Here is a 23348-nt window from a genome sequence, read left to right as displayed (position 1 = left end):
TTACACTACATTATTCTTCAGCAGTAGCTTTTAGGATACTTTGTTCTAAAACCGTAAGTCCACGATCTAATTGTTCATCAGTAACCACCAAAGGAATCAATAAACGAATTACATTACTAAAAATACCAGCACTAATTAGAATTACACCTTGTTCCAGACAATATTTTACTACCTTGCTAGTCAGTTCTTTCGCTGGTTCTTTCGTTTTTCGATCTTTGACTAGTTCAATACCAATCATCGCACCAATACCCCTCACGTCACCGATAGCACTGCATCTCTCCTGTAAGGCTTCCAGTCTCTTCATAGTTTTATGGCCAATTTCTGTTGCTCGGCTGCAGAGATTGTTTTCCTCAATTAATTTTATCGTTTCTAAACCTGCCACACAGGCTAAAGGGTTACCGCCATAGGTCCCGCCAATATTACCAGCGTCAGGTGCATCCATATACTGAGCCTTGCCTGTTACAGCACTGAGAGGAACACCGGCAGCGATTGACTTCGCCGTAGTCATTAAGTCCGGTTCCACACCCCAATTTTCAATGGCGAACATTTTCCCTGTACGACCAAAACCACTTTGTACTTCATCAGCAATTAATAAGATTCCCTTACTCTCACAGATAGTCTTAAGACCTGGCAAAAATTCTGGTGGCGGTACGAGAAAACCACCTTCCCCCTGTACCGGTTCAATAATCATAGCTGCAATATGCTCAGCATCAATTTCTGCTGCAAAAAACCGTTCAAAATTTTCTAGACAATGCATCCCACAACCAGGATAGGTAGAACGATAATGGCAGCGGTAGCAATATGCGGAAGGAACCTTGTAAACCTCTGGAGCAAAAGGCCCAAAACCATATTTATAAGGTTTTACTTTACTGGTAAGACCCATGGTCATAAAAGTACGTCCATGGAATGCACACTCAAAAGAAATGATTCCGGTTCTTTTCGTTGCATGGCGGGCAATTTTCACCGCATTCTCAACGGCTTCTGCACCACTATTAGCGAACATCGTCTTTTTGGGAGAAAACCCAGGCATTAGAGAATTCATCTTTTCTGCCAGCTGGACATAGGGTTCATACATGGCAATGGCAAAGAATGAATGAAGTAATTGTTCCGCTTGTTTTTGTATGGCTTTAACTACCGATTCTGGACAATGACCAACATTCAAAACCCCTACACCCGCATAAAAGTCAAGAAACTCTCTACCCTCTACATCTGTAATGACCGCTCCACTGGCCTTTTCTACAAAAACCCCTGTTGAGTTAGCTATCCCTCTAGCAACTGCATTGTTTTTTCTTTGTATCAGTGTTTCAGTCTTACTTTTTCCATTATCCATTATAAAGTCCCTCCTAACATTTTTATAAAAATAAAAACGCTGAATATATCTCCAGGATATACATTCAGCGCCGTTGCTAAATACATCACTCATATTTTGTTGATACTTAAATAATACCAGAGGTATCTACTAGCGTCTATGTGAATAGATCACAGATTGTGTTGTACTACATTGTGACCTATTCACTTTTATCCTTAAGATAAGTCTGACAGTATCATATCTATAAAATTCCTAGTACTCGCTGAGAGGTAGCGATTTCGCAGCCAAATAATTGCTTTTTTTATTTCTAAGGAAGATTCAATGATTTCTTTGTATATTAATGTGTTGCTCGGCACAAGACCTACTGCCGATTTAGGTACTATAGCCATGCCTAATCCTGCGTCAGCCCATACGAGTAAGGATCTAACATCGTCCCCTCGGCACAAAATTTGAGGCTCAAAACCATTTTTCTGGCAACACTCCACAATCATACTTTCATTACTCCGATGAAGTAATAAGGGCTTATCTACAAGTTCTTCTAGCTTTATATGTTGAGTCGCCTGTTCTTCATCTTCCCAATCTTTGCACATGGCAACTACCATGGGTTCATTCGGTAAATTCACGGAATGATACATTTTTGAATCAAAAATTGCTCTTACAATGCCTATTTCAATGATTCCAGAATTCAGTAAATCTAAAATTTTGTTTGTGTCACCTTCCCATAACTGAAAACTTATATGGGGATATTGTTTATGGAAGTTGACAACTTTGAAGGGTAAGAAGGTCGTTCCTGAGGATGCAACAGCTCCAATCGATAAGGTTCCTGTATATCCTTCATCTAATTCTTTTAATTCTTTCGTAGTCATATTCATGAACTCTAGTATGTGCGACGCCCTTTTATAGAGCAAATGACCCGCGTCGGTTAATATGATTCCTCGACGGTCACGTTCTACTAATTTTACATTTAATTCTTCTTCTAATAATTTAAGTTGTTGACTCAATGGAGGTTGAGCCATATGTAACCGTTTGGCAGCCTTTGAAATTTGCCCCTCCTCAGCAATGGCCAAAAAATAGGTAAGCTGCTTACTATTCACAAAACCCCATCCTTCTGATATATTTTTTTCGTATAGCAAAGTAACTTTTTTAATATTATATATATATCTAATGCTTTGCTATAATGATATAAGAAGGGTTAAGTATTGTCAAAACAGATTCATTTATTTTCGTTAAATAACCCTACTATTAATATATCTCTTGTCCTTCATTAAACACAAAACGAGTAGTTGATATTAAATATGAATACACCGGAGGATGTCGACTATGACCGATATTAAAGTACTGATTGTAGATCCTGAAGCTGTTATTACTAACATACATAAATCTTATATTCAAGAGGTAGGTGGCTTTACACTAGTAGGGATTGGCAGAAGTCATAGTGAAGTTTTCGAACTATTAGATAGGAAGAAACCCGATTTAGTAATTATTAATGATTGTGTCTCAGATAGTAACACTATCGAAGTGATATCTTTTACTCGAATCGAAGAGCTACCAATTGATTTTATTATAATTACTGCAATAACTAATGGTAACGCAATCAATTGGGCTTTACGTCACGGGATATTTGATTATATACTTAAACCCTTTAATTTTGAGCGGCTTAAAGATTCTTTACTTTCTTACCGTGAATTTCGGCAGCAACTTACCTGCAAGAGCGCTTTAAGTCAAAGGGACCTTGATGGATATAAATTAAAAAAATGCTCCCTTCAAGCCTAAAACCCCCTAATAGCCTTCTTCCTAATTATTGAGTAAAGAAATACTCTTCATAATCAATGTAACAGTATTCTATTTTACAATTTTTCATTATCATAACTTATAGCAAATGCAGGAGGTAAACATGGTCTTTTTACATGCAATTGAAGGACTAATGAGCATTATTATTATGGTTTCATTAGGATATATCCTTACTAGCAAAGGGTGGTTTAACCCCGAAAACTCAAAGCTACTTCCTAAATTAGTTACCTACGTTTCCTTACCAACTTATATGGTTTGGAACTTACTCAATACATTTAACAAGGAACATTTTATAACCCTGTTTAGTGGAATCATCGTTCCTATTCTCTCGATGATCATTAGCTTTATGATCAGCTTTCTAATCTCTAACCTTCTTCATTTACCCCCTAATCGAAAAGGTATTTTTCGCTCAGCCTTTTTCTGCTCTAGTTCTCTTTTTATAGGAGTCCCAGTTAACCTAGCTTTAATGGGTGAAAATAGCATACCTTATGTCCTCGTATATTTCCTTGCAAATGCCTTTCTTTTTTGGACAATCGGAAACTACTCCATCAGTTTGGACGGGAAGACAGCCCCATCTAAAATAATTAGTATCGCTACTGTCAAAAGAGTATTTTCACCGCCATTTATAGGATTTATGTTGGCAGTAGTACTCATCCTTTTAGAAATTCCCTTACCCAATTTCATAATGAGTACTTGCAAATATTTAGGTAATATGACGACTCCGTTATCCATGCTCTTTATTGGAGTTGCAATATTCGGGGTCAAATTAAATACAATCAAATTTAGCAAGGATGTCATCGCAGTATTAGTAGGAAGGTTTGTTATCTCACCAATTGCAGTTTTGTTAGTTGCATCTGTTATCCCCATTCCAGATTTAATGAAAAAAGTTTTTGTTATTCAAGCAGCCTTGCCGTCTATGACTCAAACTACAATCCTTGCCAAGGTTTATGAAGCCGATGCTGAATATGCAGCGGTTCTAGTGACTATTACAACACTCTTTGCCATACTCGCTATCCCTATTTATATGGCATTTATATGAGTTCCAAGGGAACGTTATCCAATAATAAAAGAATCAGCAATCGATCTACGTAAATCAATTGCTGATTCTCTCCAATCAATAAAAAACTATATAATCCTACTAAAGTATTACCATAATCCTAAAAATTTCCACCAGGAAAGACCAATAATAAAATAAACGGTCATTGAGACAACCATTACAACATGTCCAATCTTCCACCATGTCCCTTGTGGGACATATCCTGCGCCATACAATACTGTACCTACTGCATTACCATAATGAGTCATTAAACTAGCGATTTGAGCTGAAGCAGCTGTCATCAATAGCAGCGGAAGGGCTGGCACATGAGTAACGGCCCCCAAAGTATAGATTACTGGAATGAACGTGACGACAAAAGCAATCGTTGATGCAAATAAATAACGAACGATAATTGTTATAAAAATCAATCCGCCAAGTATAGCTACGCTATGGACCCCAGTAAAGTCTAAATGCTCTGAAAATAGTTTTCCCAACCATACAAAGAAACCAGCTTTATTTAAACCATTAGCCAAAGAAATGATACCGCCATACCAGATAAACGTACTCCATGCACTTTTACTTGCTAATACTTTTTCCCATGAAATCACGCCTGTTAATAAACTTAAAGATAGTAAAGCTAAAGCCACTGCTGTTGAATCAATTTTGGTAATAGTACCTGTTGCCCAGCCAATGATAGCACACAAAAAAAGCACTGCCAATGTCTTTTCTTGCCGGCTCATAGAGCCTATTTTTTTATACCCCTCTTGAGCAACAGCCTTGTTATCTACCTCTTTTAGATCAGGTGGATAAATTTTGTAAACCATATACGGCGCTAGTAGCAAACACAATAACCCAGGCACGGACATGGCCACCGCCCATTGTATCCAGGAAATATCAGCATGCATAATGTCATTCGTCAGTTTAATCATCAGCGGCATAATAGCCCCAGCTGTGATAAACATTGTTCCAGTGATCAAGCTGTTCTGATACATTAAGACCATTAGATAAGAACCGATCTTTCGCTCTGTCCCATCATCTGGGCGAGAATTGAGCGTATATGCTAAACTCTGGAAAATTGGATATACCAGTCCGCCTGATCTGGCGGTATTCGAAGGAATTGCTGGCGATAATATTAAGTCAGAAAGCGCCGCGATATACCCTAAGCGCAACGTAGACTTGCCAAATTTATCAATGAGTACGTAAGCGATTCGACTTCCTAGTCCTGTTTCCACAAAACATTGACCGATAATAAAGGCTGTAAATACTAGCCACGGAGTTGTTTCACCAAAAGCTTCCAATGCAACTTTTGTCTGATTAAAACATAAAGACACTACACCCATAGCTGTAATTAAGACAATGGGTTCTTTTACAGGTCTTAAAATAAGTCCAAGCACTGCACCAAGATACACTGCAAAAAGTTGCCAAGCCCAAAGCTTCAAACCAGCAGGTGTAGGACATAGTAACACAATCCCAGGAACACCTAAGCAAATCAATCCTTTTATAAGCTTTCCGTTCATCTTTTCTCTCCCATTATCATTTTATAATAACCACTAGTGCAACAAGAGGTTATTTGTTGGATATGTCTACAAATTCTATAAAAAGAGCCACTAAAATCTATACAAGAATTTTGTGGCCCTTTCTCTTTTATGTCAATTGGCTACATTACTTTGCACAAGAAACATTAGCTGACGGAAGAAAGTGGTTTATCACAATATTGATACCCATCAACCAATAATTTTAACTCACCAGTATGAGGGTCTAAGATTAAACCATGCACAGGCACATCTTTAGGGATTAATGGATTTTGGCTAATTTTCAAGACCGTGTCTGTTATGTTCTGTTCTGGATTATGGAAATTGTCGATCCAGTCCACTAAATCTTTTTCTATCATTTTTATAGCATCTGCCGATATTCCTCTAGCTAGCATTTTCTGAATTAGGCTTTGGGCCGTCGATTTAGAGACGCCACAATCCAGATGGCCAATTACAAGAATTTCTTTAATGCCTAATTCAAAAATCCCTACTAATAAGCTTCGAATAGTAGCCTCAAAGGGGCCAGTAATAGAGTTCCCGGCATTCTTTATTACTTTAGCTTCCCCCCGCTTAATTCCCATCGCCAGTTCCAGAAAATTCACCAGTCGAGTATCCATGCAAGTAAAAATCGCCAAATGTCGGTTTGGATATTTGCCTTTTTCCGGACAACTGTGAAAATCCACATACTCATTTGGTAATTTTTCAATAAACGACTGATTTGCCCTTAATATTTGATCTAAAATATTCATCCAATATCCCCCCCTCTTATATAAAATTTCAAATGAGGTTTTATTTTGATTATTTTTAAAGCAAGCCTATCCAGTGCCAATAAGTGTGAGTAAATAAAACGTACACTAATAAGCCTAGAATAGTTAAAGGAACGCCTAACTTAAGCATATCTTTTAGTTCATAAGTGTCTGTAGCATATGTCAATAATGTAGCAGGAGTATTTACGGGAAGAATGAAGGAAAAGTATACAAGAAATGAGGATATTAAGGTAATACTCCATACGGAAATGTTCGGATCATTAAAGCTAACTAGCAGTCCCAATATCGTTGGTACTACAAGAGCTCCTAATGCTACGATACTTGAAAATGCTAAACGAATCACAATGAGAGGCACTGCAATCACTGCCAACATCATTGGCGCACTCATGGTTTGAAGCCCCAAGGCACCCAAAGTTGCTTTCGCTCCCCAGGTCGCTGCACCAGTCTTTAGCAACACTTCACCAATGGATATCCCAATACCGAATAATACCAAAGTACCCCATTGTACTCTGTCGCTCATTTGTTTCCAGGTAGCTACCCTGGTTAAGAAGAGAAGCAAAGTTGCAAATACAGTAATCGTATTAGCATCAATATGATGCCAGTGTTCTGATCCCCATAGAATGATAGTGATGATAAATATACTACCAATGCGTTTTTCTTTAGAGCTCATAGGTCCGATCTCTGCCATATATTTTTCTACTAGGGCAGGTCCCCCAGGAAGTGGTTCAAACTTGTTCATCGTAATAACTAAAATGTACGCAATAACCCCTAATGCAATGGAAAAAGGTCCAGCATAAAGTAGCCATTGGCTCCAAGTAACAGTATGATTTAATTGACTGTTAAGAAGACCAACTGTATAAGGATTGGGAGCTCCGGCGGTTAGAACCATTAGTGCCGTAATCGGTGCTATTATTCCTGTAACCAACATGAGCTGTCTAGCAAAAACACTTCTCAGATCAACACCAAAAGCTGTAATGAGTCCCATGGATATAGGAATTAAAGCGGCTGCCCGTGCTGCAATAGAAGGAATAATAAAAGCCAGTATATATGCGGCAATCATAATTCCCCCGATGATTCTTTTAGGCTCAGTTCCTACAATTCTTAATATATTTAGTGCAATACGCCGATCTAAACCGGTAAAACGGACAGCTTCTGCTAGAAACATTCCTGCAGCCACCAGCACCCATCCGGAATTTATAAAACCTGACATGGCCAAAGGAATAGCTTGCGTTGTACCCAGAAGCTTACCTGTAGTACCAGTTGCAGGCGATAAGCCAAGAAACATAATCATCGAAAAACAGATGGCAATAGCACTTATAGGATAAGGCATAGCTTCTGTAATCCAGATATATACGGAAAAAGCCAGTACTCCAATCATCTTCTGTCCAGCTGATGAAAGCCCTGCTATCTGCGGCATAACAGCAATGGCAGTCATAATCAACAACCCAATCAAAATGTGTATCGACTTATAAGACACCTTATTTGTAGCTTCTGACATTTTTTCACCCTCCCGAACTTTCTATATTTTTGACCAAGTAATAACTCATATCATGGTATCAATATGGGATACCATATTAATCTTTAGCCAAAAACTCTGCGAGAAACGTATACGTGACCATCCATAATTGGTCTTGCCGTACGGCTTACTCCAGCCTTATCAAGCTGCCACTTTTCCCCGTTTTTTTCCAGATTAATCTCAAAATCCAGGATGCCAGAAGGGTGACCTAGGCGAACAGTACCCCTAACTTTAGCCTGTTCACCAACGATTTCGTTGACTACTGTCCCCTCAATCAAGGCGGCTGTAGATACACAGATGCCACCTGTAACAGCATAAGCCTTATGCATAACTGCCAATGCCTTGGTCCTAGCCACCAAATCAATATCCTTGGCCTTTACTCCGACGCCATTGATGGTGAAATAGTCTTTAGGTGCGGAAACAAAAGCTACTTTAGGAACAGCAGGGCCTACTGCATCTTTACTAGTTGCCAAGCCCATCATAACAGCTGCAGTTGTCCGGATATCCTCCATAATTTCCAATATCTCAGGATTTGCTTCTGTGTCTTTGGGTAATTCGATCCCTGTAAGACCAATATCTGTAGCTTTGATAAAAACTGATGGATTGGCTGCATCAACCAAACTCACCCGCACTTTTTTACCGTCCTTGAGGACAATTTCATCGACTACATTACCAGTAGGCAACAGCTTACCAGTTTTAGAGCCACCGGAATTTAAAAAATTTAGAACTATTTTCGCACCGGTGCCCGGTACACCGTCAATGGCATAATCGCCTTCAGTAACCACTTCACCATCTTTTACCGGAATCTCAGCTTCAATTATTTTCTTGGTGTTTGTATTATAAATCCGTACCTTAGTAATAGGCTCTGTTATCGCCACCAGTCCCTGCTGAATTGCAAAAGGACCTACGCCAGAGGACATATTGCCACAGTTACCTTCATAATCCACAACTGCATCTTTAATTCCCACATAACCAAAGGTATAATCCACATCAACATTTTCCCTAGTTGATGGTGCTATAATAGCTACTTTACTGGTAAGAGGATCGGCACCACCCACTCCATTAATTTGACGTATATCTGGACTACCATAAATAGCAAGGATAACTTGATCTCGGAGCCCGCTATCTGCCGGAAGATCACTTTGCATCAAATATACACCTTTACTTGTTCCACCCCGCATAAGTACTGCAGGAATCTTTAAATACTCCCCCATATTCCTCTCCTCCTTTTGCTTTTAGTAATCGCCGCTTATGTCGCCTAATAATAAAGCCAAACAGCTGATGATGACTTTAACCTGAGATATTATCTTTAACTTCTATTTTCGGCATAATTTTTTTCTCCATAAAAATCCATATAGCTAAAAAGACTGCTAACAATATTGGCACGGTTACCATTACATTGCCTGTGAACACTTTATACAGCATAAAGCTTATTGGCATAGTAGTACCTGTGAAAGAACTAATCATCATCCCAGCCGGAATGCTTTCACTTAAACCCACAGATGTTGCCGCTGCAGTAATAATTGGAGCCGTCCACGTTCCAAAGAAAAAATACGGAATAAAAGCAATTGTACATAAAATGATACTTCGGAATATGTTCCCGTTTGTCAAGGCAACAACCATTGCCACCTTATACGGTAATGCAGCCAAGTCCGCAAAGGGTAACAACTTGTTTCCGGGAATAATTATAGCGAGTCCGATGAGTATAGGCACCATCAATAACGCTGTAGTAATTACGGCGGCATCTCCCAATAGAACAGAGGGATCTAAACCAATCAGTATCCTTCTTCCCTTAAATTTATTATCGGTAATCTTTCTGGCTTGCTCCGAAATAGGCTTTAAACCGTCGACGAACATATGCGTCATTTTGGGCAGTAACATCATGGCTGCTGCCATGTTTATGCCAAGTCCAAAAGCCTTATAAGGAGCATAGCCAGCTAAAAGTCCAATACTAGTTCCAAGAATTAAACCAATCACAAGTGGCTGCCCAAAAACGCCGAAGTATTTGCGGAGAGTTTCCATGTTAAAGTCGATCTTGTTAAACCCCGGTATCTTATCAAATAATACGTTGATAGGAGCAGCAATCGGCAAGTTCATCAACGCATGGATAGCGGGTATTGTGACACCTGGTATTTTGTAGTAATTACTTACCAGTGGTGCAGCCCAGTCAGCCATTTTGTACACAAACAATCCTGTGCAGGCAGCTGCCGCGACAGAAACCGCAACGTTGTTAGTTTCAAGATAAACCAGACTGCCGATGGTGAGAGCATGATGATAATTCCAAATGTCGACACTTAATGTGTTCGTTTTATTTAGCACTAATAACACAATATTGACTCCCATAATCGCAAAAACCATAAAGGGAACAATGGGAGAGCTCCAGCCAATTGCAGCTACCGTACCAAAACCCATATCAATGACATTTAAGTGAACTCCTAATTGTGTAACCATCTCTTTAGTTGCCGGTCCTAGGCTTTTTGCCAGGAACTCAACAACTAACTTCAACCCTGCAAATGCAGCTCCAACTGTCAGTGCACTTTGTATGGCTTTGCCTAACTCTAATCTGAAGGCGATTGCAAATATAAAAATAACAACCGGAAGTAAGACCGTCGGTCCCGCTTGAATAATACCCTTAAAAACAGCAAAAATATCCATGTAAAAATCTCCTCAATCTTTTAAATTACCTATCTTTTATTTTGCTGTATAATTTAACAAGCCACCACATAACACAATATCTCTTTGCCTTGGTGTCAGGTTACATTTTGTTTCGAAGGTATATCCCTGCGTTACATTGCGCACAAGCACTATATCCTGTTTTATCGCTTGGTACATGTTATCAACTGCCAATTCATCTCCAGCCTGAATGCGTTCATAGTCCGTATCGTCAGCAAAAGTAAGTTGCAAAATACCAAAATTCGTTAAGTTGGCCCCGTGAATTCGCTCTACACTCTTAGCCAATAACACGCGAACACCTAAATACATTGGGCATAAAGCAGCATGTTCCCGCGATGACCCTTGTCCATAACTCAGACCGGCAACAATTACAGAGGCTAAGCCTTCTGCCTTATTCGTAGCACATTTAGGCGCAAACTCAGGATCTATGTGATAAAAAACATAGCTCGAATATTTAGGAACATTAGACCGATATTTTAAATACGCACCTGCTGGCATAATATGATCAGTCGTGATCTTATCCCCTACTTTAATAGCAACCTTAGCAGTCAATTTTTCAGGCATTGGGGTATTTTTCGGCGGTTCGCCAATATTAGGACCGCGAAACACCTCTACAGATTGATCCTCTGAAGGTAAAAGAATCATACTATCATCAATTTCGTATACTTCTGGCAAAATAATAGTAGGGTATTCCATATCTAGTTCTCGGGGATCAGTAACCTTTCCACTTAGAGCCGCTGCCACCGCCGTTTCGGGACTGACCAGATAGACTTGACCATCCTTCGTACCGCTACGTCCTTCAAAATTCCGATTATTGGTACGCAATGACACTCCTTTCGTCTGAGGTGCCTGACCACAACCGACACAAAAACCACAGGTGGACTCTAATATACGTGCCCCAGCAGCAACCAGATCCTTCAGTGCTCCATTTTCTGCTATCATAGCTAATACTTGTTTACTGCCTGGAGCAATACCTAGACTGACTTTAGGATGAACCTGCTTGCCTTTAAGCATGGCAGCTACCATCATAAGATCGCGGTAGGAAGAATTAGTACAACTACCAACCATAACCTGCTGGACCTCAAGTCCTGCAACTTCGCGAACCATCTTCACATTGTCTGGAGAATGGGGACAAGCAATATTAGGTTCAATAGAAGCTAAATCTAAATTAATTACCCTATCATAGTCAGCATCTTCATCAGGCTTTAACTCCTGCCAGTCTTGCTCCCTCGCTTGAGCTTTGAAAAATTGCCGAGTCATTTCATCACTAGGGAATAAAGAAGTAGTGACTCCTAATTCTGCACCCATATTAGTAATCGTAGCCCGTTCAGGCACTGTCAAATGAGCTAAACCAGAACCACCATACTCGATTACGGTTCCTACATTACCCTTGGTTGTAAGAATTTTTAAAAGTTCTAATATAATATCCTTAGCCGCACACCATGGTTGTAATTTACCTTCTAGATTCACACGAACTACTTGGGGATACACAAAATAAAAGGGGCCTCCCGCCATAGCGACTGCAACGTCCATGCCGCCAACACCCATAGCACTCATCCCGACTGCACCACAGGTAGGCGTATGACTATCAGAACCGATTAGCGTATCTCCTGGACGACTGAAACGCTCTAAATGAACTTGGTGACAAATGCCGTTACCAGCTTTAGAATATTTAATACCGTGTTTATCTGCTACTGTTTGCAGATATCGATGATCATCGGCATTTTCAAAACCATCTTGCAATGTATTATGATCAATATAAGATACGGATTTCGTTTTCACTACAGGTACATCCATCGCCTCAAACTGCAGATAGGCCATAGTACCTAAAGCATCTTGGGTAAGAGTTTGGTCGACGCGTATTCCCACCTCACTACCTACGGTCATAGTACCTGACATTAAATGAGCAGCTATAATCTTTTTAAATAAATTTTGTCCCATAGAATATTACACTCCTTTTTTCAAATCAATCCTCTATTTATAGTTGCAAAGGTCTACGAATAACGTCAATCAATGTGCCATCACGATATTCGACAACAGCAGCAATTTCATCACTTACCAGAATAGGGTCAGGCTTGCCAGCAAATTCATAGGCAAGGTCTCTTAACTCTTCAATATCCATTACTGGAATATTCGCCTCTCTTAAATTATCTCGCAAGTCTTTACGCCGAGGATTTACAGCCACTCCCCGCTCAGTAACAATAATATCCACTGTCTCTCCCGGTGTACAAACGGTATGCACCTGATCAATAACCATCGGCAAACGGCCACGTAAGAGTGGTGCTACCACAATTGATAAAGCAGCACCTGCCGCCGTATCCTGATGCCCGCCTACAGCCCCCATAATTACACCATTTGAATCAGTGATTACGTTGACATTAAAATCTACATCTACTTCTGTGGCACTCAAAATAACCACATCAAGCTGATTAACAATCGGTCCTCGATTATGTGGATTAGCATAAAAAGAGGCTGACATTTCCTGATGGTTCGCATTTTTCTTCATCGATTGTATGGATGGAATATCAAAATCCTGTACATCATAAATAGCCTTAATTAATCCTTCGTCCAACATTTCAATAAAAGGCGCTGTTACGCCGCCTAAGCCAAAACTCGCCGTAATACCTTGTTGTTTCATCTTTGCTTTCAGAAATTGAGCTGCTGCCAAAGATGCTCCACCACTCCCCAACTGAATGGAGTAGTCTTGTTTAAAATATCCGGAATATTCGATAGCTGTTGTAGCATATTGAGCAATTAATAATTCCCTTGGGTCTTTACTAATCCTAAGTGCACCTGATGCAATGCCTTTGGGATCGCCAATCGCTTCCACTTCCACAATATAATCAACCTGAGTTTGAGGAATACTAACAGGAAAGAGAGGATACGGTACTAAATGATCGGTAATGGCAACAACTTTATCCGCATAAGCCGCATCTACCATAGCATAGCCAAGAGAACCACATGCTGATTTTCCTTCTACACCATTGATATTGCCATAGGTATCGCAAGCTGGTGCTCCAATAAAAGCCACATCAATTCGAAGTTCACCGGATTCAATGGCTCTAGCCCTTCCACCATGGGAACGAATAATAGTTGTCTTTGCCATTTTCCCACTAGTCAGAAGCTTGCCCATTTTTCCCCTAGCACCACTAGTTTCAACTGCAGTAATAACCCCTTGCTCAATATAGGGAATAATCTCTTCATTAATATTATTCAATGAACTAGGAGCTAACGTTAAACCTTTTATACCTTTCTTGGCAATAGCAGCAACCACCATATTGAGAACATAGTCTCCATTACGGAAATGATGGTGAAAGGAAATCGTCATACCATCTTTTAAGCCGGTTGCATCAATCGCCTGTTCAATTGACTTGAGAACTTTCTCCGAACGAGGTCTATTCAAAATAATGTTAGGACCCGTCAATCGTCCTGTCGGTACATACTCAAAAGGACCACCATAGGGTTTTATATTTTTTATTCCCGCTATGTTTTCTGGTATTTCTCTACCGATTGCATTGATCACAATTTCACCCTCCCGTTGTTCTTGCCAGCAGCATTCGCATAAGCAAGAGTTCTTTCTGCCCTCTTTACAACTGGAACATCTATCATCTTACCGTTTAATGACACTACACCTGATTTGCGAGCCAAAGACTCCTTATATGCTGTAATCACTCTTTCCGCATGATCGATTTCCTTCGTAGTAGGCATAAAGATTTGATGGGCAATATTAATTTGACGTGGATTAACCACAGATTTTCCGTCAAATCCCATTTCCTTAATACGAGTAGTTTCGGCAATAAAATCTTCCTCATTATTCACATCACCAAATACCGTATCAATGGCATGAATTCCAGCTTCTCGCGCCGCCAAAATCAACTGTCCTCTAGCCGAATAAAACTCTTTACCATCTTTTGTCCGAGAAGTTTGTAAATCTGCTAAGAAGTCTTCTCCACCGATTGCAATCGCCACCATACGTGGGCTTGCAGTAGCAATTTCAAAAGCATTACGTATACCTTTAGCCGTCTCAATGGCGGCCATCATTTTTATACTACCAGGCACAAATCCATGTTTTATCTCTGCAGCAGTAATGATAGCATCTATTTCTTGTATATCTGCAGCTGTCTCAGACTTAGGTAGGCGAATTAAGTCAGGTTTTACTGCTAAAATAACTTCTAAATCCTTATAGCCAAAAGGAGTACTAATATGGTTAATTCGTACTGCTACTTCACAAGGATATTTAATGGCTTTCATCGCGTTATATACCAAATGACGAGCAGCATCCTTTTCACTGATTGCTACCGAATCTTCTAAATCAAAGATAATAGTATCCGCGCCATAAATACCAGCATTTATTAACATGCCTGGATTATTGCCAGGTACAAACATCATTGTTCTGCGTAGTTTCATCCTTTTGCCTCCTCTTTGAGTAGTGCCCTATCAATTGCTGTCATCATACGAGCTCGAACAGTACAATCCAATGCCCCCCGATCATTTGCTGACACCTCGGCATCTACAATTCCTTGTCCATTTAAAACTTCCTGAATGACATTCTTTATTTGGCGACCATATTTTTGCAATACCGGGCTTGTCAAATCAATCTTAATTCCACTGCCTGCTTCAGCAGGATTAAGAATAATTAAGATATCATTTGACTCAACTGTGCCAGCTTGACTAGATTGTATTATTTTCAGCATAAGACACCTCCAACTTTATTTTTAAAAAAGACTTATTAATTAACTCTTTTTCATTATCTTCTGAATCTTTTAATTTCAAGAAAATTGTACTATAATGTATCCAATAAATCTAATATTGATATTTTATTATAATCCATAAGTTTTTTTTATTTACAAATTGATAAAGCGAGGTAATAACGGTGGACAATAAAGATTGGCTAATGCTAAGAACTATTTCAGAAGAAAAAAATATCACCAAAGCCGCTGAACGTCTATACATCTCACAGCCTGCCCTTAGCTACCGACTCAAAAATCTTGAAAAGGAATTCGGAGCTAAAATCGTATTGCGCAACACTACAGGAGTTGTATTTACTCATCAAGGCGAATATCTATTGGACTATGCACTGAAAATGTTATCGCAATTGACAATAACCAAAGAACGAATTCAGAATATGAAAAATAAAATACAAGGAACATTACGTATCGGAACTTCTGCTATCTTTGCCCACTATGAACTTCCCTCGATATTAAAAGGATTCCTTGAATGCTATCCAGATGTGGATATATCCCTAAAAACTGGTTTAAGTTCTCAAATTAATAAAATGTTGCAAAAAGATGAATTTACTGTAGCAATATTACGTGGAGATCATTTCTGGCCAGAAGAAAAACACATGCTACAGGAAGAGCATATTTGCCTTACCTCACGGAGTGAGATAAATTTTGACGATTTACCTCAACTTCCGCGAATTAATTACGGGACAGACTCCTCTTTACACGAAATGCTAGAAAATTGGTGGCATGAAATCTTTCCCTGTCCTCCCAATATAACGATGGAGGTTGATAGTATGGATACCTGCCGGCAAATGGTTCTCCATGGTCTTGGGTGGGCAATCTTACCCTTCATTGGATTAAAAGAACATGACTCCCTCTACACCCAAAAATTGCACTGGCGCGATGGTACGCCGGTTTTACGACGAACATGGATGTTGTACCGGAATTCATCATTAGAACTATCAGCAGTGCATGCTTTTATAGACTATATAAAAAAATATTATGACATGAAAAATTCGGCTCAATTATATCAAGGCGCATTACCTGATTTGAGCCGCAAAAGTTGAGTAAAAATAAACCGCTCCAAGATCCTTACTTTCTAAAAAGCAGGGAATCTTAAAGCGGTTTACGTTTTATTATTTTTGCAATTTATTAGGAAACATTTCACTGCCAACAATAACCCCTAACTGCAATGTAAGACGATCATAAGGATCATCCAAACTTCTGCCAGTAATTTCTTCAATCTTTTTCAAGCGATAGTCAAGGGTATTACGGTGTACAAACAAACGCTTGGCAGTTTTTACTGCATTACAATTTTCCTCAAAATATACGAATAAGGTAGATGCCATGTCCATTTGCTGCTTATTATCATACGTCTGGATAGGTTCCATTACTTCTTGATAATACCTTGCCAGCTTTTCAGGCTCAATCTCAAATAACAGCTTATATACTCCCAACTGTTCATACGCATATATGGATTTAGAGGTTGTCTTTAGCTCAGCAAAACGTAGCACTTTAAGGGCCTGAAGATAACTTTGCCTAGCCGCCTCTAAACTTTCAAACCTGCCGCCTAAGCCAGCAGTAACTACGAGACCTGGCATTTTATTCGTAATCCTCTCCAAAACCTCCGATAAAATATCTATGTTTTGTTGGACTCCCGCGCTCTCATTTTCGTAAGGCATCAATAATACAACATTATCTGCCCACAACATCTGTAGAATTTTCCTACCGTGTATCATTAAAACCTCTTGGATTATTTGTTCAAAACGTAATTTAAGAGCTATCAGGGCTTTTTCATCCTTTGCTTTTCGCCCCTGTAAAAACTCAGTTAAGCGGGTAGGACTTACAATAGCTACCTGATGAGCCTTCGCCAAATCATATCCATAGTAAGCCGCTCGTTGAATTAAGACTTCAGGGTTTTCCAAAGGACAAAGCAATAGTTGCTCCAGAAAATCCTTTACGGAGCGTTGTTCTGTCTGCTTCATAACAATATGACCACAGATTTCTTTAGTTACCTCAATGAGTTTTACCTCCCAAGGAAGTTCAAAAATGGGAAAACCAGCTTGGTCTGCCAAATTAATAACTTCCGTGGGAACTTTTTTAATATAAGGACCGATATTCACAATTAGCCCAGCTAATTTTTTTTTTATAATTCCTTGAACAATTTCTTTCAGTTTATTTTCATCACCGTTTAAACCGATACCCGTTATGATCAATAGTTCTCCACCCTGCACCCAGGGGATTACGTCCGGTAAATCAATAAAATGCACCCAGCGCACCAATCGATCTAGACCAGACTTCCCAGCCACAGTAGTAAGCTTGGTCAGAGAAGGCAATTTGATGATTTCTCGACAACTAATCATAACAGGCATCCCCCTCGTTGTTTAAAATGCTAAAATTTAAATACGATCAATTTTTCTTCTGTCATCTCTTTAACAGCATACTGTGGACCCTCTTTGCCAATGCCACTTTCCTTAATACCGCCATAAGGCATGTTATCTGTTCTGAAGGTTGCACCATCATTGATAATTACGCCGCCAGTTTCAATTTTCATGGCACATAACCTAGCAATCTCTAAAGAATTAGTAAACACACCGGCTTGCAGCCCATAAATCGAATCATTGACCAAGGCAATGGCTTCCTCAATCGTATCATAAGGTATTATAGAAAAAACAGGAGCAAAGGCTTCCATCGATACGATTTTCATATCATGATGTACATCTGTGAGAATTGTGGGATCAAACCAAGCTCCACGCCGTTTACCACCTGCCAAGATTTTGGCCCCTTGGGCAACAGCTTCTTTTACCCACTCTTCTGCTCTTGCAGCTTCTGCCTCACTAATCATGGGTCCAATGTCAGTTTTAGGATCAAGAGGATCACCCATTACGAAGTTTTGTGTATAGGCCACTGCTTGGCTACAAAATTCATTGTAAATAGTACGGTGTACATACACCCTCTGGCAAGATATGCAAACCTGGCCAGCATTCGCAAAAGCATGCTTGACGCACAATTCTGCCGTCACCTTACTATCTGCATCATGATGTACAATATTTGCCGAGTTTGATCCTAATTCAAGAGCCACCCGGCGAAACCCTGCATTTTCCAGTAAGTGTTTACCAACAACTGGACTGCCTGTAAAACTGTAAAATCCAATCCGTTGCTCTTCTGTCAAAAATTTCCCCAATTTAGAACCTGATCCTGTCAGTAAATTTAGGTAACCTCCAGGCAATCCTGCTTCTGCAAAAATCTCACATAGAAATACTGCGGATAGGGGAGTAACGGTCGCTGGCTTGTACACGACAGAATTTCCCGCAGCAAGAGCAGGACCAATTTTATGACATGCTAAGTTAAGAGGAAAATTAAATGGAGTAATGGCGCAAACAATCCCCACAGGCATCCGCATGGTAAAAGCCAAACGGTTGCCACAACCTGGTGCTCCCTCAAGAGGAACCATTTCGCCAGTCATCCGCTTTGCTTCTTCAGCAGAAAGAATTAGTGTCTGCTTTGCCCTTGCTACTTCAGCCATTGCTTCCTTTATAGGCTTTCCTACCTCTTCAGACAGGAACTCTGCCATTTTCCTTTGATTATCCATCAGTATTTGACTGACCTTCATCAATATTTCGTAACGTTGGTAAGGCTCCATTTTTACTGTTTTAAATGCAGTTTCGGCAGCATCTACCGCCTCTTTTACCTCTTTTTCGCCCGCTACAGAAATAAAGGCATTATTACTGCCTGTTGCCTTATTCATTACACCAATTTTTTCTTCCGTTACAATCCACTTTCCATTAATAAATAAACCATATTCTTTCACATTACTACCTCCTTATCTTCTTTAGAATACTGCACCTGAAGGTGGCGTAGCCATAAGAAAAGACTTGGCTTGTTCCAAGTCCTCGGACGCAGGCAGAAGCCTTAGTCGTTCTTACTTGGAATCAAGAAAGTGTTATACTTTCTGATTCCGTTAAAAAGAGACTGGAATCATGCATATATAATATACATTGCTTTCCAGTCTTCTTTGACTATATCCCTTACAGGAATTGTTATGTTTTTTTTAGAATAACAGACTTTCTAGAGACAGTCAACGGAATATGGTTGTGATCATTTCATAAATCGATTCGGTTTTTTTGTGAAATGATCACATACTTTCCTTATTATAATCAAATAAGCAGGTTCTACTTTTATCACAAAGCTAACTCAATCTGACTGTAAAGCTAAGGGTTGATCCTCCTTACCTCATTTAAACAAACCTATTTCAATCATCCATTCCCGGCAAAGTTCCGGCCATGCTGCTACTGCACCTTTGGCATTGCGAATAGCAAAGCCATGACCACCATTCATAAAAATATGAAGTTCTGCTGGGATTCCAACTTTCTTAAGCCCCATGTAAAAGCGGACTGCATTTTCACTAGGTACTTTAGGATCATCATCAGCTGTAACAATAAAAGTTTTTGGTGTATCTTTGGTTATTTGCAAATCTGTTGGATATTCGTCATATAGCTCCTGCTTGGCTATTGGACTTAATGGAGTTTTTTCCGGTCCATTTTGTGGAATTCGTGCATTGGTAGAAACGGGAGGATAAGCAAGCACCATAAAATCTGGTCTAGCACTTTCCTCGTCGACAGGGTCAACAGGAACATATACTTTTTTATCATAGTTAGTACCAAGCATAGAAGCGAGATGTCCTCCTGAAGACAAACCTACAACTCCAACCTTCTGTGTATTCAGCCCCCACTGAGCAGCATTACTGCGAATGATCCTGAGTGCCCTTTGGCTATCTTGTAATGGAACATGCTTTGCATCAGCATGTCCTTCTCCAGGTAGACGTGATTTCAAAACAAAAGCAGTAATCCCTATATTATTAAGCCACTTGGCAATATCAGTCCCTTCTTTGTCAAAAACATTTTGAGTGTAACCGCCACCTGGAACAACTAATGCAGCAATACCATTCTTTTGCTCAGGCATAAATACAGTAATAGATGGTTTCACTATTTTTGTAATACCACGACTTTGTATCTTTGGATCTTCGCTTTCATCTTTCACAATTTCAGAAAGATTTAATCCTTCTGAACCAGGAGCTACGCCAGGCCATAGAAAAATCTCTTCATTAGTTGCTGGTGAGCTTGCAGCAAACGATGGGATAACGGCCTGAATCAATATACAGATGGAAAAAACAAAAACACTTACTATTGTAAAAAAATCAGAAGTTCTATTCTTTTTCATTTTATTAACTCCTCTTTTTTTATTATTGTATATAAAAATGGCATTTGAAAACCCACTTTTGCTAGGTTTACAAATGCTATTTTTATTAAAAAGGTAACGTTAGCCTAATTTTCCCACCACTTGACTAGTATTATGTATTTTTGTACGTACTACATTATTGTTTCCCCAACATTCTTTATATTCCCACCCGGTTAATTCTTTGAAAGCAGTTTTTGCTTCTATTGTAGCGTCCTTCATAGAACCGCCGGCTCTTAACCGATGAACTTCATCCACCAAAATTTTATGTCTTTCTTTATTTAACTTCAGTCTAGTAGAAGCAATCCATGTTATTCCCAGTAGTATAAATGGAGCACCTATGGTTAAAACAGTGATTCCAAGTATTGCACTCTCTGGTTGCACAGTAACGCCTGCTTTAAAGCCATACGCCTGTAACACAAAGCCAAGGAGTGCTGCTTCTACTGCAGTTGCTACTTTCGAGAGTAGGGAATTAACTCCAGAAAAAAGTCCTTCTCTTCTTTGCCCTGTTACGGCTTCATCTATATCAGCCATAAATGCTAACTGAAATACAGGTACATAATCAATACCGGTTCTCCCTATGGTATTGATTATTGCAAAAATAGTTACCATCATTACCAATCCTGTAGAAATCCCTGTAGTCAATGCATAATATCCAAATAATGACGCAAAAACAAATATAGTAGATATTTTGTAAGTGACAGGTCCGCCATACTTATAACAGGTCCCGATATAGAACATTAACACTACCGGGGCAACAAAAGCCATAACACTTGTTATCTTCGCAGTGGCAACCGTGTCTAACATTAAAACAAATATAACAAAATAGGTAAACACGCCAGTAGTTAGATTTTTGAATATACCGCCTACCCCCATCAATACACAATGTAGTCTAAAGGTTTTAATCCTCATACTTGATGCTACATCTGAACAAATCTGAGGTAAAATTGACCAAATACTGCCGATATTACTATTATATTCTACTTCTTTAGGATCACGTTCAAAGGTAAAGGCCCACACTAATAGTAATGTAAAGGCTGTCAAGAGTCCATAAACAAGACCAGTTATCCAAAAGGCTTCTGGAGAATTCTTTCCATACATTAGAAAAAATTGGCCAGGTATAAAGGATGCAATAAAATTGGCGATTGTACCAGTAAATTGTTTTGCTCCCGTTAGCTTAGCTTTATCACCAGCATCCTGCGTCATCTCTGCAGGCAAAGTGGAACAGGGAACAATAACCATGGTGAATATTGCTTCATATAGTAAATTCATAATAAGATAATAAGTGAAGGATTGGCCTGTAATCCATAATAAAGGGTATACAATCGCTACGGTAGGTACGCCCATGAGAATAAAAAATCTTCTTCGACCAAACTTTCTCCCCAGTCTTGTATTGCGAAAGTTATCAGTTATAAAGCCCATGATGGGATTACCAACAGCATCTAATAACCTTGCCACAGTAAAAATAAGACCAGCTTGTACCGCACTCAAATTACACATCGTAGTATAAAAATACATGAGCCACAAGGATATTAGTAACTGAGCTCCACCTCCTAAAAAGTTTACAGAAGCATAGCCCAAAATATTCTTTAGCGTTACTTTTCTAGCCATAATAAACCTCCAACTATTTAAATTTCTTACTTATTCTAAAATTTATTTCAATACAAGTATGATCAATTTAAAATGATTTTTTTTCGGCAGAAGCTAATATAAACGGACCTAAACCTTTTGGCTCATTGCTGATGATTGGTTCACTTATATAATAAGTAAAGGTACCATCTCTTTTGTCTTTTCCCCCTAGTCCTGCCACATAACAAACCTTATTTAAATTGATTAATCCTTCTTTTGTTTCTAGGATAAATTCGTCAACTAATCCTTGATAGGCTTGTTTTGCAGTTTCTTGTAAGCTTGCTGGCAGATATCCTTTTCTTACGCCTTTTAGTAAAGCATATACGATCATAGATGATCCTGATGATTCTAAATAGTTACCTTTTCGATCTCCCGCATCCAAAACTTGATACCACACATGACTAGCTTTGTCTTGTACCTTCAGTAAGGCTTGCATACAATCGTTAAATATAGTCACTAGTTTTTCCCGATTTTTATTTTCTTCTGGGAAAACTTCTAATGTATCAACTAATGCCATCACATACCAGCCCATTGCTCTTACCCAAAAATGTGGTGATAATCCTGTTTTTTTATCTGCCCAAGGCTGTTCTTTTGCCTCGTCCCAAGCGTGGTATAAAAGACCTGTTTTTTCGTCCTTCAAATTTTTCTCAGATATTATAAACTGGGTAGCCACATCATCAAATTCTGCTATATTTCCAAACTCTTTTATATACACAGCATAGAATGTTGCTCCCATATACAATCCATCTAACCAAATTTGATGAGGGTAGATATTTTTATGCCAAAAAACGTCTTCCTTGGTACGCGGATGAGTATCGATTTGTTTTCTGATGAGCTGTAATGCTTTTTTATATTTTTCATTTCCAGTTTCCTTATATAAGGTTATTAATATTTTTCCGTTATTTAAATGATCAATATTATACTCGTCTAAGCGATACCCATTTATTGAGCCATCTTCTTGTATAAAATGATCCATTGTCGTTACAATAAAATCAAAATATTTCTTGTCCCCCGTTTGTTGCCACACTTTTATAAAACCATCTAAAGTTAAGCCATATTCATATCCCCAGTGATCTGTTAAATTTGTTTTCCTTGCTATGATAGAGTCTGCCATCCATTGTGCATAATTTTTCATA

At 39.1% G+C, this 23348-nt stretch carries 19 protein-coding genes; 3 read left to right on the top strand and 16 right to left on the bottom strand.

Annotated features, from left to right (window positions below; genetic code table 11):
- Window positions 1-10 precede the first annotated feature (10 nt).
- Together gabT and UFO1_RS04200 are read right to left on the bottom strand one after the other, a co-directional pair.
- Window positions 11-1330: a 4-aminobutyrate--2-oxoglutarate transaminase gene (gene gabT, locus UFO1_RS04205; RefSeq protein ID WP_038668269.1), complete on the bottom strand. Its 1320-nt coding sequence runs from the start codon at window positions 1328-1330 to the stop codon at window positions 11-13.
- Between the two features lie 194 nt (window positions 1331-1524).
- Entirely contained in the window at window positions 1525-2403 is an 879-nt protein-coding gene (locus UFO1_RS04200) for a LysR family transcriptional regulator (protein WP_038668267.1), read from the bottom strand.
- 226 nt (window positions 2404-2629) lie between these two features.
- Here UFO1_RS04200 and UFO1_RS04195 point away from each other — a divergent pair, with 226 nt between their 5' ends.
- Window positions 2630-3082 (top strand): response regulator, encoded by a 453-nt coding sequence (locus UFO1_RS04195; protein ID WP_038668265.1) that lies wholly within the window; start codon window positions 2630-2632, stop codon window positions 3080-3082.
- A gap of 106 nt (window positions 3083-3188) precedes the next feature.
- Window positions 3189-4139: an AEC family transporter gene (locus UFO1_RS04190; protein ID WP_371256659.1), complete on the top strand. Its 951-nt coding sequence runs from the start codon at window positions 3189-3191 to the stop codon at window positions 4137-4139.
- 107 nt (window positions 4140-4246) lie between these two features.
- Here the strand turns inward: UFO1_RS04190 and UFO1_RS04185 are convergent, their stop codons facing one another.
- The 9 genes from UFO1_RS04185 to citD form a co-directional block, all read right to left on the bottom strand.
- The gene (locus UFO1_RS04185; protein ID WP_038668261.1) at window positions 4247-5653 is read right to left on the bottom strand and encodes a DASS family sodium-coupled anion symporter; all 1407 of its coding nucleotides are present in this window, start codon (window positions 5651-5653) and stop codon (window positions 4247-4249) included.
- Between the two features lie 164 nt (window positions 5654-5817).
- Window positions 5818-6417, bottom strand: coding sequence for a carbonic anhydrase (locus UFO1_RS04180; protein ID WP_038668259.1), 600 nt, complete (start codon window positions 6415-6417; stop codon window positions 5818-5820).
- Between the two features lie 55 nt (window positions 6418-6472).
- Window positions 6473-7933: a DASS family sodium-coupled anion symporter gene (locus tag UFO1_RS04175; RefSeq protein WP_038668257.1), complete on the bottom strand. Its 1461-nt coding sequence runs from the start codon at window positions 7931-7933 to the stop codon at window positions 6473-6475.
- Window positions 7934-8016: 83 nt separating this feature from the next.
- Window positions 8017-9165 (bottom strand): 2-methylaconitate cis-trans isomerase PrpF family protein, encoded by a 1149-nt coding sequence (locus UFO1_RS04170; protein WP_038668255.1) that lies wholly within the window; start codon window positions 9163-9165, stop codon window positions 8017-8019.
- Window positions 9166-9241: 76 nt separating this feature from the next.
- On the bottom strand, window positions 9242-10606 hold the full coding sequence (locus UFO1_RS04165) for a PTS galactitol transporter subunit IIC (RefSeq protein WP_038668246.1): 1365 nt from the start codon (window positions 10604-10606) through the stop codon (window positions 9242-9244).
- A 36-nt stretch (window positions 10607-10642) separates the two neighbouring features.
- Window positions 10643-12565, bottom strand: coding sequence for an aconitate hydratase (locus tag UFO1_RS04160; RefSeq protein ID WP_038668243.1), 1923 nt, complete (start codon window positions 12563-12565; stop codon window positions 10643-10645).
- Between the two features lie 37 nt (window positions 12566-12602).
- A complete protein-coding gene (citF, locus tag UFO1_RS04155; RefSeq protein WP_038668240.1) occupies window positions 12603-14147 on the bottom strand; it encodes a citrate lyase subunit alpha in 1545 nt (514 codons plus the stop codon).
- Window positions 14144-15031: an aldolase/citrate lyase family protein gene (locus UFO1_RS04150; protein WP_038668238.1), complete on the bottom strand. Its 888-nt coding sequence runs from the start codon at window positions 15029-15031 to the stop codon at window positions 14144-14146. The genes citF and UFO1_RS04150 overlap by 4 nt, the downstream gene beginning before the upstream one ends.
- Window positions 15028-15318 (bottom strand): citrate lyase acyl carrier protein, encoded by a 291-nt coding sequence (gene citD, locus UFO1_RS04145; protein WP_038668237.1) that lies wholly within the window; start codon window positions 15316-15318, stop codon window positions 15028-15030. Before citD ends, UFO1_RS04150 begins: the two co-directional genes overlap by 4 nt.
- Window positions 15319-15497: 179 nt before the next feature.
- On the opposite strand from citD, the gene UFO1_RS04140 reads away from it, so the two are divergent.
- Window positions 15498-16415, top strand: coding sequence for a LysR family transcriptional regulator (locus UFO1_RS04140; RefSeq protein ID WP_051788821.1), 918 nt, complete (start codon window positions 15498-15500; stop codon window positions 16413-16415).
- Between the two features lie 69 nt (window positions 16416-16484).
- On the opposite strand, the gene UFO1_RS04135 is transcribed toward UFO1_RS04140, so the two are convergent.
- The 5 genes from UFO1_RS04135 to UFO1_RS04115 form a co-directional block, all read right to left on the bottom strand.
- On the bottom strand, window positions 16485-17711 hold the full coding sequence (locus UFO1_RS04135) for a PucR family transcriptional regulator (protein ID WP_038668229.1): 1227 nt from the start codon (window positions 17709-17711) through the stop codon (window positions 16485-16487).
- A 29-nt stretch (window positions 17712-17740) separates the two neighbouring features.
- On the bottom strand, window positions 17741-19159 hold the full coding sequence (locus tag UFO1_RS04130) for an aldehyde dehydrogenase family protein (protein ID WP_038668227.1): 1419 nt from the start codon (window positions 19157-19159) through the stop codon (window positions 17741-17743).
- 422 nt (window positions 19160-19581) lie between these two features.
- Window positions 19582-20568: an alpha/beta hydrolase gene (locus UFO1_RS04125; RefSeq protein WP_051788820.1), complete on the bottom strand. Its 987-nt coding sequence runs from the start codon at window positions 20566-20568 to the stop codon at window positions 19582-19584.
- Between the two features lie 99 nt (window positions 20569-20667).
- Complete coding sequence (locus UFO1_RS04120) at window positions 20668-22194, bottom strand: MFS transporter (protein ID WP_038668224.1); 1527 nt, start codon at window positions 22192-22194, stop codon at window positions 20668-20670.
- A 67-nt stretch (window positions 22195-22261) separates the two neighbouring features.
- Window positions 22262-23347, bottom strand: a complete 1086-nt coding sequence (locus UFO1_RS04115) for a glycoside hydrolase family 105 protein (protein ID WP_038668221.1) — start codon at window positions 23345-23347, stop codon at window positions 22262-22264.
- Between the last annotated feature and the right edge of the window lies 1 nt (window position 23348).

It is taken from the genome of Pelosinus sp. UFO1 (assembly GCF_000725345.1).
Classification (GTDB): domain Bacteria; phylum Bacillota; class Negativicutes; order DSM-13327; family DSM-13327; genus Pelosinus.
This window is presented reverse-complemented; position numbering and strand designations above follow the sequence as displayed.

Coding starts and splice junctions, on each gene's coding strand:
- gabT (WP_038668269.1), bottom strand. CDS start 1,330: ATGGATAATGGAAAAAGTAAGACTGAAACACTGATACAAAGAAAAAAC.
- UFO1_RS04195 (WP_038668265.1), top strand. CDS start 2,630: ATGACCGATATTAAAGTACTGATTGTAGATCCTGAAGCTGTTATTACT.
- UFO1_RS04190 (WP_371256659.1), top strand. CDS start 3,189: ATGCAGGAGGTAAACATGGTCTTTTTACATGCAATTGAAGGACTAATG.
- UFO1_RS04185 (WP_038668261.1), bottom strand. CDS start 5,653: ATGAACGGAAAGCTTATAAAAGGATTGATTTGCTTAGGTGTTCCTGGG.
- UFO1_RS04180 (WP_038668259.1), bottom strand. CDS start 6,417: ATGAATATTTTAGATCAAATATTAAGGGCAAATCAGTCGTTTATTGAA.
- UFO1_RS04175 (WP_038668257.1), bottom strand. CDS start 7,933: ATGTCAGAAGCTACAAATAAGGTGTCTTATAAGTCGATACACATTTTG.
- UFO1_RS04170 (WP_038668255.1), bottom strand. CDS start 9,165: ATGGGGGAGTATTTAAAGATTCCTGCAGTACTTATGCGGGGTGGAACA.
- UFO1_RS04165 (WP_038668246.1), bottom strand. CDS start 10,606: ATGGATATTTTTGCTGTTTTTAAGGGTATTATTCAAGCGGGACCGACG.
- UFO1_RS04160 (WP_038668243.1), bottom strand. CDS start 12,565: ATGGGACAAAATTTATTTAAAAAGATTATAGCTGCTCATTTAATGTCA.
- UFO1_RS04150 (WP_038668238.1), bottom strand. CDS start 15,031: ATGAAACTACGCAGAACAATGATGTTTGTACCTGGCAATAATCCAGGC.
- citD (WP_038668237.1), bottom strand. CDS start 15,318: ATGCTGAAAATAATACAATCTAGTCAAGCTGGCACAGTTGAGTCAAAT.
- UFO1_RS04135 (WP_038668229.1), bottom strand. CDS start 17,711: ATGATTAGTTGTCGAGAAATCATCAAATTGCCTTCTCTGACCAAGCTT.
- UFO1_RS04125 (WP_051788820.1), bottom strand. CDS start 20,568: ATGAAAAAGAATAGAACTTCTGATTTTTTTACAATAGTAAGTGTTTTT.
- UFO1_RS04120 (WP_038668224.1), bottom strand. CDS start 22,194: ATGGCTAGAAAAGTAACGCTAAAGAATATTTTGGGCTATGCTTCTGTA.
- UFO1_RS04115 (WP_038668221.1), bottom strand. CDS start 23,347: ATGAAAAATTATGCACAATGGATGGCAGACTCTATCATAGCAAGGAAA.